The sequence below is a fragment of the Myxococcus sp. CA039A genome (genome assembly GCF_013336645.1).
In the GTDB taxonomy this organism is placed as follows: Bacteria; Myxococcota; Myxococcia; order Myxococcales; family Myxococcaceae; genus Myxococcus; species Myxococcus llanfairpwllgwyngyllgogerychwyrndrobwllllantysiliogogogochensis.
This window is the reverse complement of sequence record NZ_JABUMQ010000315.1, coordinates 1-13240: the sequence shown is the minus strand read 5'-3', so window position 1 is coordinate 13240 and position 13240 is coordinate 1. Positions and strand designations below refer to the sequence as shown.

The 13240-nt window shown below is 70.4% G+C and carries 15 protein-coding genes; 5 read left to right on the top strand and 10 right to left on the bottom strand.

Annotated features, from left to right (window positions below):
• The first annotated feature begins 83 nt into the window (after positions 1 to 83).
• Together HR086_RS37445 and HR086_RS37440 are read left to right on the top strand one after the other, a co-directional pair.
• Positions 84 to 335 carry a GIY-YIG nuclease family protein gene (locus HR086_RS37445; RefSeq protein WP_174468031.1) on the top strand — a complete coding sequence of 84 codons (252 nt, stop codon included), beginning with the start codon at positions 84 to 86 and terminating at the stop codon, positions 333 to 335.
• Between the two features lie 166 nt (positions 336 to 501).
• Entirely contained in the window at positions 502 to 873 is a 372-nt protein-coding gene (locus tag HR086_RS37440) for a hypothetical protein (RefSeq protein WP_174456955.1), read from the top strand.
• 18 nt (positions 874 to 891) lie between these two features.
• Here the strand turns inward: HR086_RS37440 and HR086_RS37435 are convergent, their stop codons facing one another.
• Positions 892 to 1209 carry a hypothetical protein gene (locus HR086_RS37435; protein WP_141648232.1) on the bottom strand — a complete coding sequence of 106 codons (318 nt, stop codon included), beginning with the start codon at positions 1207 to 1209 and terminating at the stop codon, positions 892 to 894.
• An 88-nt stretch (positions 1210 to 1297) separates the two neighbouring features.
• Between HR086_RS37435 and HR086_RS37430 the strand changes: the two genes are divergently transcribed.
• Positions 1298 to 1579: a hypothetical protein gene (locus HR086_RS37430; RefSeq protein ID WP_141648231.1), complete on the top strand. Its 282-nt coding sequence runs from the start codon at positions 1298 to 1300 to the stop codon at positions 1577 to 1579.
• A 46-nt stretch (positions 1580 to 1625) separates the two neighbouring features.
• Positions 1626 to 2063: a hypothetical protein gene (locus HR086_RS37425; RefSeq protein ID WP_174460061.1), complete on the top strand. Its 438-nt coding sequence runs from the start codon at positions 1626 to 1628 to the stop codon at positions 2061 to 2063.
• Positions 2064 to 2075: 12 nt separating this feature from the next.
• Here the strand turns inward: HR086_RS37425 and HR086_RS37420 are convergent, their stop codons facing one another.
• From HR086_RS37420 to HR086_RS37400, 5 genes are all read right to left on the bottom strand, one after another.
• Positions 2076 to 2768 (bottom strand): radical SAM protein, encoded by a 693-nt coding sequence (locus HR086_RS37420; RefSeq protein WP_141648668.1) that lies wholly within the window; start codon positions 2766 to 2768, stop codon positions 2076 to 2078.
• A gap of 187 nt (positions 2769 to 2955) precedes the next feature.
• Positions 2956 to 3894, bottom strand: coding sequence for an oxygenase MpaB family protein (locus HR086_RS37415; RefSeq protein ID WP_174460060.1), 939 nt, complete (start codon positions 3892 to 3894; stop codon positions 2956 to 2958).
• Positions 3895 to 3971: 77 nt separating this feature from the next.
• A complete protein-coding gene (gene nudC / locus HR086_RS37410) occupies positions 3972 to 4808 on the bottom strand; it encodes an NAD(+) diphosphatase (protein ID WP_174468030.1) in 837 nt (278 codons plus the stop codon).
• A 142-nt stretch (positions 4809 to 4950) separates the two neighbouring features.
• A complete protein-coding gene (gene gloA, locus HR086_RS37405) occupies positions 4951 to 5337 on the bottom strand; it encodes a lactoylglutathione lyase (RefSeq protein WP_141648671.1) in 387 nt (128 codons plus the stop codon).
• Positions 5338 to 5393: 56 nt separating this feature from the next.
• Positions 5394 to 7580, bottom strand: a complete 2187-nt coding sequence (locus HR086_RS37400) for a hypothetical protein (RefSeq protein ID WP_254626611.1) — start codon at positions 7578 to 7580, stop codon at positions 5394 to 5396.
• A 21-nt stretch (positions 7581 to 7601) separates the two neighbouring features.
• Between HR086_RS37400 and HR086_RS48900 the strand changes: the two genes are divergently transcribed.
• Positions 7602 to 7802: a hypothetical protein gene (locus HR086_RS48900; protein WP_254626610.1), complete on the top strand. Its 201-nt coding sequence runs from the start codon at positions 7602 to 7604 to the stop codon at positions 7800 to 7802.
• 106 nt (positions 7803 to 7908) lie between these two features.
• Here the strand turns inward: HR086_RS48900 and HR086_RS37395 are convergent, their stop codons facing one another.
• The 4 genes from HR086_RS37395 to HR086_RS37380 all read right to left on the bottom strand — a co-directional run bounded on the left by HR086_RS37395 (position 7909) and on the right by HR086_RS37380 (position 13109).
• Entirely contained in the window at positions 7909 to 8319 is a 411-nt protein-coding gene (locus HR086_RS37395) for a hypothetical protein (protein WP_174456952.1), read from the bottom strand.
• 114 nt (positions 8320 to 8433) lie between these two features.
• A complete protein-coding gene (locus HR086_RS37390) occupies positions 8434 to 9657 on the bottom strand; it encodes a nitronate monooxygenase family protein (RefSeq protein ID WP_141648676.1) in 1224 nt (407 codons plus the stop codon).
• A gap of 149 nt (positions 9658 to 9806) precedes the next feature.
• Positions 9807 to 10256 (bottom strand): GNAT family N-acetyltransferase, encoded by a 450-nt coding sequence (locus HR086_RS37385; RefSeq protein WP_174468028.1) that lies wholly within the window; start codon positions 10254 to 10256, stop codon positions 9807 to 9809.
• Between the two features lie 3 nt (positions 10257 to 10259).
• Positions 10260 to 13109, bottom strand: a complete 2850-nt coding sequence (locus HR086_RS37380; RefSeq protein ID WP_174460056.1) for a TonB-dependent receptor domain-containing protein — start codon at positions 13107 to 13109, stop codon at positions 10260 to 10262.
• Positions 13110 to 13240: the final 131 nt, after the last annotated feature.

Here is a 13240-nt window from a genome sequence, read left to right as displayed (position 1 = left end):
GCACGGGGGCGGGGTGCGCGGGGGCGCTACGCGGTACAGTCGCGCCCCCCGTGCCGGACGACCTTCCCCGCTGGACTGTCTACATGCTGCGTTGCCGAGACGGCTCGCTCTACACTGGCGCCACCAATGACCTGGAACGGCGCGTGGCCACTCACGGACGCGGACGCGGCGCGGCCTACACCCGGGCGCGATTGCCCGTCACCCTCGTCTGGAGCGAGGCCGCCGAGGACCGCGGCGCCGCCCTGCGACGGGAGGCCGCCATCAAACGCCTCACCCGGGGCGACAAGCTGCTGCTCGTGTCCGCCGCTCGGCCCCCGCGACGCCGCGGACGCTGAGCCGGTTCCCTCGTCATACCGGCGTGCGGGGATGACCGTTGGTGGGCGACCCTTCGCGCCGCCATCTGTCATCATCCTGGAATCCGGGTCTTTTGTGTCGGGTCCCTCGATACCCGAACGCGGTGTCGCGCGTTACCGTGGGACCATTCTTCACAGGGGGCAGTCCATGCTTCGGTCGCTTTCAGGAGTCTTCGCCGCACTGGTCATCTTGGCCCTGGGGTGTGGCCGGGTGGTCAACCATCCACCGGATGTCAGTGCGGGGCCGATTCCGAGCCCGAAGACGGTGGAGCCCGGGGGCGTCGTGCAGCTCGTGTTCGAGGTGCAGGACCCCGATGGTGACGAGATGGAGTACGTCTGGACGCAGAACCCCGCGGAGCCCGCGGGTCACTTCAGCGACTCCCACTCGCGCACCCCGACCTGGACGGCTCCGGAGGGCGTGAAGGAGCCGACGCACTTCCTGCTGCAGGTCAACGTGATGGACAGCGGGGGCGGCGGCGTGCTGGGCACGACGCCTTCCGTGCTGGTGCGCGTGCCGTAGTCGGCCGGGCAGGGCCCCTCAGGGCGCGGTCTGGGACGGTGCGGCCGGAGGCGGCGTCTGGGCCTCCTGCTCGCGGGCCTTCCGGTTGCCGCGGAGGGTGAAGAGGATGCCCAGCGCCAGGAAGGCGGCGGCGCCGATGCCGGCGCCAATGGTCTGCCAGGTGAGCAGGTCCGAGCTGACGTTGCGGACCACCTGGGGCAGGTTGCACATCGTCTGGGTCGCCAGGGGCGTCTCGTTGTACCAACCGATGAAGTGGGGACCGGCCCAGGACGCGACGAGGATGCCCAGCAGGGTACCCGCGAGGACGAAGTTGAGCAGTGTCTTGGCGGCGTTCATGCGCAATCACCTCGGCAGGGGGACGACAGGCCGTGCTTAGTATGTGCACGACGCCCTGGCCAGGGGTGGAACGTGTTAAGGGGAGGGCGTGCCGCTGCTCCCGCTCGCCATCCTGTCCAGTCTCGTCGCCCTGGTGTGCGCCGCCTTCCTCATCGTCCATGCCTTCCGCCGCAGCGTGGGCACGGGAGTGATGGTGCTGCTCATCCCCTGCTACGCGTTCTTCTACGCGTTCAGCCAGTTCGAGCACCGGCACAAGGGGCTCATCGTCGCGGGCTTCGTGTCCTGCACGGTGCTGTCGGCCGTGTTCCTGGGCCTGGGCTCGCACGCCCTGACGGCGCTGACGGCGCGCGTTCCTCCGCCGGGCTTCTGAGGCGTCGCTTCGCCGTGCGCTCGCCCGACGCCAGGGTGTCGTGGTGATGGTGGAGAGCACGGCCGCCCTGTGCGCGCGCCACGCGGAGGTCTCCGCGGTGGCCACCTGTACGCGCTGCGGAAGCTTCCTGTGCGGGGAGTGCCTGGAGCTCTTCGGCGAGTCCTCCTTCTGCGAGCCGTGTGTGTCGTTGCGGCGCAAGGACGGGCCCGCGTCGCGCGCGGCCTGGGGCGCGCTGGGGCTCGGGGTGCTGGGACTGTTGGTCTTGCCGTGTACCCTGGCGATGCCGCTGCCGCCGCTGGTGGCGGGCGTGGGCAGCGTGGTGCTGGGGATGCGGGAGGCGGGGCGCATCCGCAGGGGGGAGAGCCCCGCGAAGGGACAGGTTCCCGCGCGGGTCGCGTCCGTGCTCGGCTGGGTGACCCTGGGGTTGCTGTCCGCGTGGCTGCTGTTCTGGGGCTGGCTGTACTTCGCGGCGCCTGGCGTCTGACGCGAGCGGGCTTCAGACGCCGCGCGCGTTCGGCTCCCAGAGGTACTTGTGCATCTGGAGCTGGAAGCGGACGGAGAGCCGGTCCTCGATGGTCCACTCCGCCAGCTCGCGCGGGTGGAGCTTTTCGAACACGGTGGAGAACAGCAGCGCGAAGGGCTTCTCGGCCAGCCGGTGCTCGGCGATGAGGGCCTTGGACCAGTCGTAGTCCTCGCGCGAGCCGATGACGAACTTCAGCTCGTCGTTCGCGTTCATCGACGCGAAGTTGCGCAAATCATTGCGCGCGGCCTCGCCCGAGGACGGTGTCTTCATGTCGACGATTTTGTGCACGGCCGGAGGCACCAGCCGCACGTCGATGGCGCCGCTGGTCTCCAGCAGCACCGTGAAACCCTCGTCGAGCAGCGACTGCATCAGCGGGTAGACGCCGGGCTGGAGCAGGGGCTCGCCGCCGGTGATTTCCACGCGCGGGGTGCGCAGCGCCTTGATTTCCTCGATGACGTCCGCGTTCTTCCGACGCGCGCCGCCGTGGAAGGAGAACTCGCTGTCGCAGTAGGTGCAGCGCAGGTGACAGCCAGTGAGGCGGATGAAGGCGCACAGCAGGCCGGCGTGCGAGGACTCGCCCTGGAGAGAGAGGTAGATCTCCTTCACCACCACGGAGTCAGCGGTGGGAACGAGGCGGGGCTCGATGTGGGGACGCGCGGCGGGCATGGCTTCTTCGTGAGGCGAAGGGAGCGGCGCTTCAACCCCAGTCAGCCCGGGAGGTCAAGCCGTCACCCCAATCCGGAGCCAACGCCCCGGGAGCGGCCCGGGATTCCCGGACCCTGGACCTCGCTGCGGGAAGCGGCCCGGGCGAGGCGAAGTCCGTGGAATCTGGAGCACTTGCGGCCTTCCGGGCTCAGGAGCCGCCCGTCCCCTGGGCCCGTGGGGCGTGTCCTTCTTCCTCCGAAGCCGTGGCCGGGCGGTGGTGGTGCACGGGGCAGGTCTTGGGGAAGGTGCCGAGCTGCTCGACGACGTGGCCCTTCGGGTAGGTGCGCACGCTGGAGTTCTCGCGGCCGAACCTGGGCACCTCTCGCGGAGGCAGGGCGTAGCGCACGAACTTCCCGCGCAGCTTGAGCGCGGTGCGGAACACCTTCCGGGTGAGCGCGGAGGGGCGCGCGTAGTGGAACGCGTCCAGCAGCGCGTCCTCCATCAACGTGCGAGCGAACAGCTTCACGAGCTTCTTGGGCGCCAGGTGGGACGGCGGGAAGGTGGTGAGCAGCTCCAGCGTGGAGTCGGCCACCGCCTGGCTGCGCGCATCGAAGGCGAAGTGCTTCGCCTCATAGCCGTCCATGAGTGCGACGAAGTCCGCGTGGGTCTCCGGAATGTCCTGGATGCCCATGTGGCGGCCCACCGCGCGGTAATAGTGGGTCCACGCCTCCGCCTCGTGCGGAGTGAAGGGCCGCCAGCCGAACTCGCCCACCCAGCGCACGGGGGTCACCACGAAGGTGGAGAGCACGTAGCGCATGTCCTCGTTGGAGATGTCATAGGCGCCGTGCATCTGGTTCATCCGGCGGAAGGCGCTGTGGCCCGTGGGGCTGGCGATGCCGTGCTCGAGGATGGCGTCGAGGATGAGCACGGTGTCGTCGTAGCGCTTCTGGGTGCGCTCGGTGAACTCCCCCGTCTCGTGCAGCAGTATCCCGATGCTCGGCACCGCGTAGGTGCGGAACAGCGCGAAGCTGAGCGCCTGGGTGATGTCCCAGGGGAACTCCTGGGTGGCGAGGATGCGAACGATGTCCTCGTGCTGCGTCCGGGCATCGAGGCCGTCTGTGCGGTCCCGCAGTGCGAAGCGATTCATCCAGGTCCCTCCCGCGAAGGAAGAAGGGACGCTAGCCGATGGCGCCAGGGCCTGCTTATTGGCACCCCCGGTCGCTGTCAGCCTCTGGGCGTCGGGCCCTTCACGCGCTCGATGAAGGCGTCGATGAGGTGCCGGGCGATGCTCAGGCGCGGCGGGACGCGGGGCAGCTCGTCGGGGTGGAACCAGTGGGCCTCGGCGATCTCCTTGCCGTCCACCTGGATGTCGCCCCCCGCGTACTCGGCGGTGAAGCCCACCATGAGCGAGCGCCCGAAGGGCCAGGGCTGCGAGCCGAAGTAGCGGATGTTCTTCACCTCGATGTTGACCTCTTCCTTCACCTCGCGCGCGACGCACTCCTCCAGCGACTCACCCGCGTCCACGAAGCCCGCGAGCGTGCTGAACATGGGCTCCGGCAGGGTGGAGTTGCGCGCGAGCAACATGGTGTCGCCCTTGGTGACGAGCACAATCATCGCGGGGGAGATGCGCGGGTAGAAGGGCGTGTTGTCCACCGTGCAGCGGCGGGCGCGCTCACCGGAGACCAGCTGCGTGGGCTGGCCACAGCGCCCGCAGAAGCGGTGCTGGATGTCCCACTCGGCGATGGCGAGTGCGCGGCCGGCGACGGCGAAGTGCACCTCGTCCAGTCGCTTGTAGAGCGAGCGCGCGGGCACGAGGGTGGTGCCCTCCGGCGGCGCGAAGTCCCGAGGCAGGGGCGCGGCGTAGCAGTCCACTCCGTCCAGCACGCCCAGGTAGTGGGCCGCCGAGGCGAACTCAGGGAGCGTGGAGCCGGTGGGCAGGCTGATGGCGCCCTCCCGCTCGATGATGAGCAGCTCCATGCCGCGCGAGAGGAAGAGCAGGGCGCTGTCGCGCGGTCGGCTGGGGGGCTCGTGGCTGGGGAGGAAGGAAGGGTTGGGGCTCACGTGGCCACCTTAATGGCCCGCGACAGGCGACGCAGGCTTCGTTGTCACCCAGGCGCCCGGGGGGAGGGGCGGAGCGCACCCGTGGCGCGTCACGGGTGAACGGCGGCGCGGCCACGGTGCGGGTGACGAACTGGCGACGGGACTAGGTGTCCTTCTGGATGAGCTCCACGCGGTAGCCGTCCGGGTCCTCGACGAAGGCGATGACGGTGGTGCCGTGCTTCATCGGCCCGGGCTCGCGCACCACCTTGCCACCGGCCTGTCGAATCGCATCGCACGTCGCGCGGATGTCCGGCACGCCCAGCGCCACGTGGCCATAGGCCGTGCCCAGCTCGTACTTCTCCACGCCCCAGTTGTGTGTCAGCTCCAGCGCGGGGTGGGTGTCCTCGGGGCCAAAGCCCACGAAGGCCAGGGTGAACTTCCCGTCGGGATAGTCGTGGCGGCGCAGCAGCTTCATTCCGATGACCCGCGTGTAGAAGTCGAGCGACTTCTCCAGGTCCCCAACGCGCAACATGGTGTGCAGGATTCGCATGCGCGCTTCATAACCCCGGGAGCGCCGCGCGTCTCGGCGCGCTGTCGGCTCCCGGACTACGGGTTCACGGAAGACTCATTGGCCCGGACGTTCCGTGGAACGGTGAACGTCCCCACGTACACGCGGCCCTCGGACACCTGTGCTCCGCCCGTGCCGAGCACATCGACGCGGGACTGGTCGCCGCCCGCGTGCCACAGGCCCACCAGCACGTTCCACGTTCCGGGCCGCCAGCCCCGCGTGGAGAGGGAGAAGGCGTCGCGCAGCAGCGTGTCCCGAGGCGCATCCGCGAAGAACCAGGTGCCGCCCAGCACCGGATGGTCCGAGCCCATGCGCTGGCCCTCCGCCGACACCACGTGCACGAAGATGCCCACCGAGCGGGGCACCGGCCCCGTCGTGCGCCAGTGGAGCACCAGGGGGGTGATGCCTTCCGCGTCCGGCTCCGCGGGCACCTCCGCCGCCACCAGCTCCACGGGCACATCGAAGCGCGCGTTCACCTGCCGCGCCTCGGGGGGAAGCGCCGCCACCGTCAACGGCGAGCCATCCGCGTTGCGCGGGTCCGGTTTCGCGACGGGCTCAGGCCACGCCATCGCGAGCACACCCCACACGGCGAGGGGCACGGCGGACACGCCCAGCGCTCCGGGCCACGGCAGCCGATGACCGCGCCGCTCGCGCCACATGAGGAAGGCGAGCCCGGCCCACGCGAGCGCCGACACGAGCGTGCCTCCGAGTCCCGAGCGGGGCAGGAAGCTCAGCACCACCTGCTGACGGCCTTGCGGCACGCGCACGCCGAGCAGTCCGTCACGCGAGATGACCTCGCCCTGCGACGACTTCCAGCCCGGGTGCCAGTTCTGGTTGACGAGCAGCACGGTGGGCCGCGTCGCGTCCACGTCGATGGACACGCGGTTGGGCGTCCACTCCACGCGCTTCGCGGTGCCCGCGCCGGGCTCCTCCAGGTACTCCTCCTGGCTCAAGTCTCCGCGCAGCTTGGAGGACATGGGCACGGGCCACGCCTCGCCACAGGCGATGGAGCCCCGGTTGAGCGCGAGCAGGTGTCCTTGCGACCAGCGATTGCCGCGCGCCTGGGCGAAGGGCTGCTCCCGCTCGGCGGGCATCGCCGTCATCTGCGCCCAGCGCGAGAGGTTGTCGAAGGCGCGAAGCTGCAAGCCCCAACTGGAGATGGCCACGGCACACGCGGCCACGGCGGCCCAGGTCCACCGGGAGGGCGCGCGCCACGTGCGCGCGAGCAGCGCGGCGAGCCCCAGCGCGGCCAGCTCCGCGAGGAAGAAGCAGGTGGGGACGAGGAAGCGCTCGGGGTAGCGGAACGTCTCGAAGATGGGGAGCGTGCGCAGCCCCGCGAACAGCGAGGGCGTGGCCGAGTATCCCGCCGCCATCCACGCGCACAGGCCCGCCATGACGGCGGGATAGAGCGCGCGGCGTCGGGCGAGGGCGAGGGCGGGCAGCGCGAGCAGGAGGGCCGCGGGCGCGAAGTAGAAGTTGCCCGGGTCGCTGTAGCCGGAGCGCGCGGGGAGCTGGAGCAGCATCTTCGTCAGCGGCACGAGCGCGTTGCCCGGCGTACCCGCCATGACGCGCGGCGAGGAGCGCATCGTCTCGATGAGCGGCCAGAGCCGGAAGGCACACGCGGCCAGGGTGAAGCAGGCGGTGATGCCCAGGGCCCACAGCGCCTCGCGCCGTCGAGGCATGCCGCGCATCCCGTACAGCGTGCGTCCGGTCTCCAGCGCGACGAAGAGTGCGCCCATGGGCACCGGGTAGGTGCCACCGAAGCTGAGCAGCAGCGCGAAGACGCCGCCCACGAGCGCGACGCCAGACAGCTTCCCCTCCGCGACGCGACGCGTGCCGACGAGCAGCCACGGCAGCAGGAGGAAGCCCGCGAAGTTGAGCCAGCCGATGGACCAGGACAGGGCGGTGAAGCCCATCAACCCGAAGAGGGGAGCCGCGCCCAGTGCGCCTGTCGCGGAGCCCACGCGCCGTCGGGCGTAGTGGAAGAAGCCCTCCATGCCGAGCACGAGGAAGGCCCACAGCAGAATCGGCTCCGCGCGGCGCGGGCCCACGAGGGAGGACAGCACCACGGTGGGCGCGAAGACGCGCGTCTGCGGACTGCCCAGGGCGTACTGGCCACCGCAGGACCAGGGGTTCCACAAGGGCAGCTGTCCGTAGTGCGTCACGCTGCGCGTGCCCGCGTCCTCGTACGAATCGAGCAGGTGCGAGTCGCGGAAGTCGTTCATCCCTCCAGCGAGCGACAGGGAATGCCAGCACGCGGCGAGCGCGAGGACGCCGAAGAGGGCCAGGCGCACGCTCGTGAGCGAGGCGGCGCGGTGGGCGGCGCGGAGCAGTCCGTGGGAGAAGGTCGTCATTCGAGAGGGAGCGCGCCGATGCGCGAGAAGACGGGGGACGCGCCGGGCATCAAGGGACGCGAGCAGCAGGAGTCAGGCACGGAGCGGCGGTGACCTCGCGGGAGGACGACGGGGCCGGGCCTCGAGCCTCTGCGAAGGGTCGTGGCGAGCGCGGGCCGACGGTGGCCTCGCGAAGCGAGGGTGGAGTTCGTGCCGGGCATCAGTCGTAGAACGGACGGGGCTTGCACGGGCTGGCGGAGGCCTTGCGCGGCGGGAGGATGGGCGCCGCCGAGCGCAGCTCGGTGTCGATGGCGTCGAACACGTCCGTCACCGGCACGTCGCGCCTGCGCGCCTCGCTCATCACCCAGCCTCGCTCCGACGCGCCGAAGTCGTCGTCCTGGGACCAGTGGTCTCCGGGGAACGAGTGCATCGAGCGCCGACGCCAGTGGGGCTCCGCCTCCGCGGCAGCCCGGCCCACGAGGACGCGCTCCTCGGCGGACAGTCGCCGCGACGGCGTCCTCACCTCCGAAGTCACCGCCCGCGCCACCGCCACGCCGCCACACAGCGCGAGGGCCATCCAGCCCGAAACCGCCACGCGCCGCCAGCGCGCCTGTGTCGTCGTCATCGTCATGGGACCCACCTGTCTTCCGTGGGTTCCTACTCCAACTTCCCCGGCCGCTTCACCCGTTTCAGCGGGAATGGCGGCGGGCGGAGCAGCAGGGCACCGTCCGCCGGGCACCTCGACTCAGGAGCGGTCGTTCTCGTCGGCGTCCGCTTCCAACTCGTACGGGTTCGCCAGCAGCCGGTGCGCGCCCTCCATCATCTCCACGACGATTTGACCGGCGGGCAGCACGCTCTCGATGCGCGCCATGCTGGAGCCGCTGGCGGGCAGCACCATCTCCTCCAGGTCACCCTGCGTGTCGGGCGTGGGCACGAAGGCGCTGAAGCGCGGCATCGTGTAGAGCGCATCGCCACCCGACAGCCCCGGGTACAGCCGCGTGGTGCCAATGGAGTCCGTGGGGTTCGTCGGCGCACGTGCCTCGCGGCCCGCCCACTCGCGCACCACGCGGTTGCGCAGCACGCGCTGACGCGGCCCGGACCACTCGGGGCCGAAGAGGGTGGTGAAGTCGGAGTCGCGCGCGTCTCCGTCCACCACGCGCTGCTTGTAGCCCGGGTGCGCGTACGCCTCCACGGAGGCCACCATGCGCGTGCCCACCCAGACGCCGTCCGCGCCATGGAACAGCGCGCGCGCCGCGCTCAGCCCATCCGCGATGCCACCGGCGGCGAGCAACGGCAACTCACCCACCAGCGCGCGCAGCTCCCGCACCAGCTTCAGTGTGGGCGTGGTGCCCCGGTTGTAACCCGCCGCCTGTCGGCCCTGCGCGATGAGTCCGTCCACGCCCAGCGCGAGCGCCTCCTTCGCGAACTCCACCGAACTGGCCTGCACCCAGACCTTCGTCCCCGCGGCCCTCAGGTCCTTCACCCAGTCCGCGGGCGGCAGGGCCCAGTGGAAGGCGACCACCGGTACGCGCTCGGCGATGCACGTGTCGATGTGCTCGCGCGTGGTGAAGTCCCCCGCTCGCGCGCGGTCGAGGATGAAGTCCACGCCGAAGGGGCGCTGCGTGCCGGCGCGGATGGCCTGGATGCGCGAGCGCAGGAAGGGCGCGGGCTCCGGCGCCGAGCCGAGCATGCCGATGCCTCCCGCCTCCGACACGGCGATGACCAGCGGCGGCAGCGCCACGAAGGCCATGCCCGCGCTGACGAAGGGATAGTGCACGCCCAAGTCACGCGTCAGCCGCGTGTGCAGCGTGTTGTCCTCCAGGACGTGGATGGGCGGACGCCGAGGCGCGCGGCCTTCGTCCGACTCGGCTGGCGAGCCTTCGTCATCCAGCTCGCTGTCCCCAGGACCCCCCGAGGGGCCGGCCCGGTGGGAAGGGGGCGCGGCGCGTCCGTCGTTCGTTCCGTTCATCATGTCTCCTCGGTGTCGCTGGCCCGCTGACCTCTCGCGAAAGGTTACCAGCATCCCCTGCCTGTTGAGGTCAGGGGGCAACGGGGCGGTGGTCCGCCCGGGTGCCCGAAGACATTCGGCGGTGTCGAGTGGTGAGCACCCGCCCCGGTCTACGTCGCGAGTGACTTCTTCATGTGTTGGTGGGGAATCCCCACTTCCGTGAACGCTTCCGCATACACGGAATAGCCCAGGCGTTCGTAGAAGGGGACGACCGTCTGCCGGGCATGGAGGTGGACGTGGGTGACGCCGCGTCGCACCAGCTCCGCTTCCAGCGCATGGACCAGTCGAGCACCCAGGCGCTGACCCTGCAGGTGGGGCGACACCGCCATCTGGAAGAGGCGTCCACCGTGCGAGTCCTCGGGGTGGAAGAGGACGCACCCCAGCACGCTGTCACCCTGGTGGGCGACCAGGTGGAGGCTCTGTGCCTCGAAGGGAAACTTCACCGCGTCCCGCGTGTGGCCCAAAGGCTCGCGCAGCACGCGGAAGCGCAGCTCCAGCTCCGCCTCGTAGAGCGCGTGCCCGGGCTGGATGAAGGTGAACTCGAAGTCGGCCTCGCCCATGCGTCAGAACGTTCCCGTGAGCTGGAGGGTGAAGGTGCGTCCGTACTGCGGCACGGGGGCGATGGAATTCTCGTCCGACACGGGAATCTGGTACTCGGAGTCGAGCAGGTTGTGGACGCCGGCGAAGTAGCGCAGCGGGCCATAGTCACCGGAGAGCCCGAAGCCGACGAGCAGCGCCTCACCGCTGTCGGCTCCACCCGGGCCGGTGGGGCGCGCGCTCTGGTAGGTGGCCTGGGTGGCCAGCCGCATGTCGCCGTTGCCCACGGGCATCAGCAGGCGTCCGGAGACCAGGTGCGCGGGTGACGCAGAGGCCACCACGTCCGCCGCGTTGCGCAGCTTCACGTACGAGTAGCTCACGTCCACCAGCAGCCAGCGTCCCGGCTGCCAGTGCACGCCCGCCTCCGCGCCCCACGCCAGCGTGGTGCCGCTGTCATTGACGAAGCGCAGACACGGGGTGCCGCCACATTCGGTGGAGGGGGCGTCGTCGGTGCGCAGCTGCACCAGGCTGGAGATGCGGTTGTGGTAGCCGGCCACCGACAGGCGCAGCTCGTCCGTCAGGTCGTGCGAGTGCTCCAGCTCGAAGGTGGTGATGGTCTCCGGCTCCAGCGAGCCCGGGGGCGCCTGGGTGATGCCGTCCGTGTAGTAGAGCTCGTAGACGTTGGGCGCGCGGAAGGCCTTGCCGGCCACCAGCTTGGTGAGCCCCGCGTCGTAGGGACGGGCGATGAGGGCCAGTCGCGGGGTTATGGGGGTGGTGTCCAGGTCCAGGTACTTGTCCAGACGCAGGCCCGCGGAGAGGCTCAGGCGCGGGTGCAGTCGCCACTCGTCGAGCAGATACGCGGACAAGAGGGTGCGCGACTTCTCATCCAGGGGGGCGTTGCTCGCCGTCTGCCGCACGCTCAGCTGTCCCTGGGCCTCCACGCCGAGCGTGAGTCGGTTGCCCTCGAAGATGCCCACGCGTGCGCGCACCTCCCCGCTGACCCAATCCGCCGCGCCGCCCTCCTTGTTGGAGCCACCGGCGTCCTCCGGATAGACGTAGATGCCTTCGTAGCGGCTGATGTCGAACGCGGCGCGCGCGGACAAACTGAAGCGCTCGGTGAACTCGCGCTCGTAGCGGGCCTCGACGAAGGCGCGCAGGTCCTCCACGGTGTTGCCCTCGGCGCCAGGCACGGTGCCGTAGGGGGCGGTGGGCAGCTCCTTCGAGCGGACGTTGAGCTGTGCCTGGAAGGACACATCGCCCAGACGGGCGCGCATGGAGCCGGTGGCGGCCCGCTCCGCGTCCAGGCCGTTGACGAGCACGTCCGCCAGCGACGGGTCCAGGCGCCGCAACCGCGTGGTGTCCGCGCCGGAGGCCGTCAGCGCCGAGGCGCTCACCAGGATGGAGCGATTGCCGTCCTCCCACGAGGCGGTGACGTGTCCGCGCGTGGTGTTCAGCGCGCCCACCGCGCCGGTGACTTCCAGGTGGTTGTCCGGGCCCAATGACTCGCGCGGCACCACGTTGATGACGGCGAAGAAGGCGCCGGTGCCGTACAGGGCGCTGCCAGGGCCGCGCACGACTTCGATGCGTTCGACCTCCATCAGGTCCACGTTGAGGTCGTGGGCGGCGTAGCCCTGGCCGGCCCACACGTCGTTCATGGCGTGGCCGTCCCAGAGGATGAGGACGCGGGTGTTGAGGTCTCCCGGGGGCGAGAAGCCGCGCACGCCCAGGTACGTATAGGTCCGGTCGTCGGTGATGTAGAAGCCGCGCACGCCGGAGAGTGCCTCCGCGAGGGTGCGCCAGCCGAACGCGCGCAGTTCCTCCTGGGTGAGCACGGTGGTGGAGGCGGGCGCGTCGTCCACGGCGACCAGGCTCTTGGATGCGGCGCGGACGGGTGGGGGGGCGTAGCGCAGCTCCGCGTGGACCTTCACCTCCTGGTCCGCGACCACGGTCACCTTCTGGCGCAGCGGGCGCACCTCGCGGCTTTCGACCTCCAAGGCGTGCTCACCTTCGGGGAGGGTGACGACGGTGGGGGTGAAGCCCGCGGGCTTGCCGTCCACGCGCACGGTGGCGCCGTCGCGGTTGGCGGTGACGACGAGTCGGCCGGAGGGGCGGTCCTGCACGCGCAGCGCGACGGAGAGCGGGACGCTGCCATCGGCGGGCACGTCCACCACGTACTGGCCGGGGGAGTAGCCGGGGGCGCGCACGTAGAGGATGCGCTGACCGGGAGGCAGGCGGGCGCGACCGGGCAGCTTGGTGATGACGGGGCCGTTGGGGGCGTCGCGCACCTCGGCGCCCTCGGGGGTCCCGGTGAGCTCCACGCCGCCGGTGATGAGGAACAGGTCGAAGGTCTGCTCCGTCTCACGACCGCGCGCCACGGTGACGGTGGCCTCGGTGGGACGGTAGCCCTCCTTCTTCACCATGATTTTGTGGCGGCCCGGTGACAGCGCGAGCGTCTGCGGAGAGCGGCCCCGGCTGCCCAGGTCCATGCGGTCCACGTAGACGTCCGCGCCCTTGGGGACGGTGGTGACCTTGACGAGCGCCACCTTGGGGCGAAGCCGGTCCAACGAGCGCGACACCTCCGAGGCGTCCTCCGTGGGCAGGTCCTCGGTGAGCAGGTCGTTGTAGTAGCGGTACGCCTCGTTGAACTTGCCCAGCGCCTCGAAGCAGCGGGCGATGTTGAAGAGCACGTTGCGGTTGGGCACCAGCCGGTAGCTGGTGAAGTAGGAGCGCAGGGCTTCGGTGTACTGGCCCTTGGCGTAGGCGTCGTTTCCCAGCTCGAAGGCGATGTCCGCCTCGTCGGCGTTGTTGTCCGCGTACGCGGGCACGGACAGGAGCAGGAGCGATAGGACGAGAAGGCCAGAGCGAGAAGGAAGCATGGGGCGGTGACATTCTTCCTTCTATGGAATGGCAGGTCCATGGGGGCCTTTGGGTGGGCCGCCGAATGTCAGACCTCCTGAGTAGGAAGGAGTGGACACGCGGTATGGGGTGGGGTTCCACTTCGGGGAGG

Coding starts and splice junctions, on each gene's coding strand:
- HR086_RS37445 (WP_174468031.1), top strand. CDS start 84: ATGCTGCGTTGCCGAGACGGCTCGCTCTACACTGGCGCCACCAATGAC.
- HR086_RS37440 (WP_174456955.1), top strand. CDS start 502: ATGCTTCGGTCGCTTTCAGGAGTCTTCGCCGCACTGGTCATCTTGGCC.
- HR086_RS37435 (WP_141648232.1), bottom strand. CDS start 1,209: ATGAACGCCGCCAAGACACTGCTCAACTTCGTCCTCGCGGGTACCCTG.
- HR086_RS37425 (WP_174460061.1), top strand. CDS start 1,626: ATGGTGGAGAGCACGGCCGCCCTGTGCGCGCGCCACGCGGAGGTCTCC.
- HR086_RS37420 (WP_141648668.1), bottom strand. CDS start 2,768: ATGCCCGCCGCGCGTCCCCACATCGAGCCCCGCCTCGTTCCCACCGCT.
- HR086_RS37415 (WP_174460060.1), bottom strand. CDS start 3,894: ATGAATCGCTTCGCACTGCGGGACCGCACAGACGGCCTCGATGCCCGG.
- gloA (WP_141648671.1), bottom strand. CDS start 5,337: ATGCGAATCCTGCACACCATGTTGCGCGTTGGGGACCTGGAGAAGTCG.
- HR086_RS37400 (WP_254626611.1), bottom strand. CDS start 7,580: ATGAACGACTTCCGCGACTCGCACCTGCTCGATTCGTACGAGGACGCG.
- HR086_RS48900 (WP_254626610.1), top strand. CDS start 7,602: ATGCCAGCACGCGGCGAGCGCGAGGACGCCGAAGAGGGCCAGGCGCAC.
- HR086_RS37395 (WP_174456952.1), bottom strand. CDS start 8,319: ATGACGATGACGACGACACAGGCGCGCTGGCGGCGCGTGGCGGTTTCG.
- HR086_RS37390 (WP_141648676.1), bottom strand. CDS start 9,657: ATGAACGGAACGAACGACGGACGCGCCGCGCCCCCTTCCCACCGGGCC.
- HR086_RS37385 (WP_174468028.1), bottom strand. CDS start 10,256: ATGGGCGAGGCCGACTTCGAGTTCACCTTCATCCAGCCCGGGCACGCG.
- HR086_RS37380 (WP_174460056.1), bottom strand. CDS start 13,109: ATGCTTCCTTCTCGCTCTGGCCTTCTCGTCCTATCGCTCCTGCTCCTG.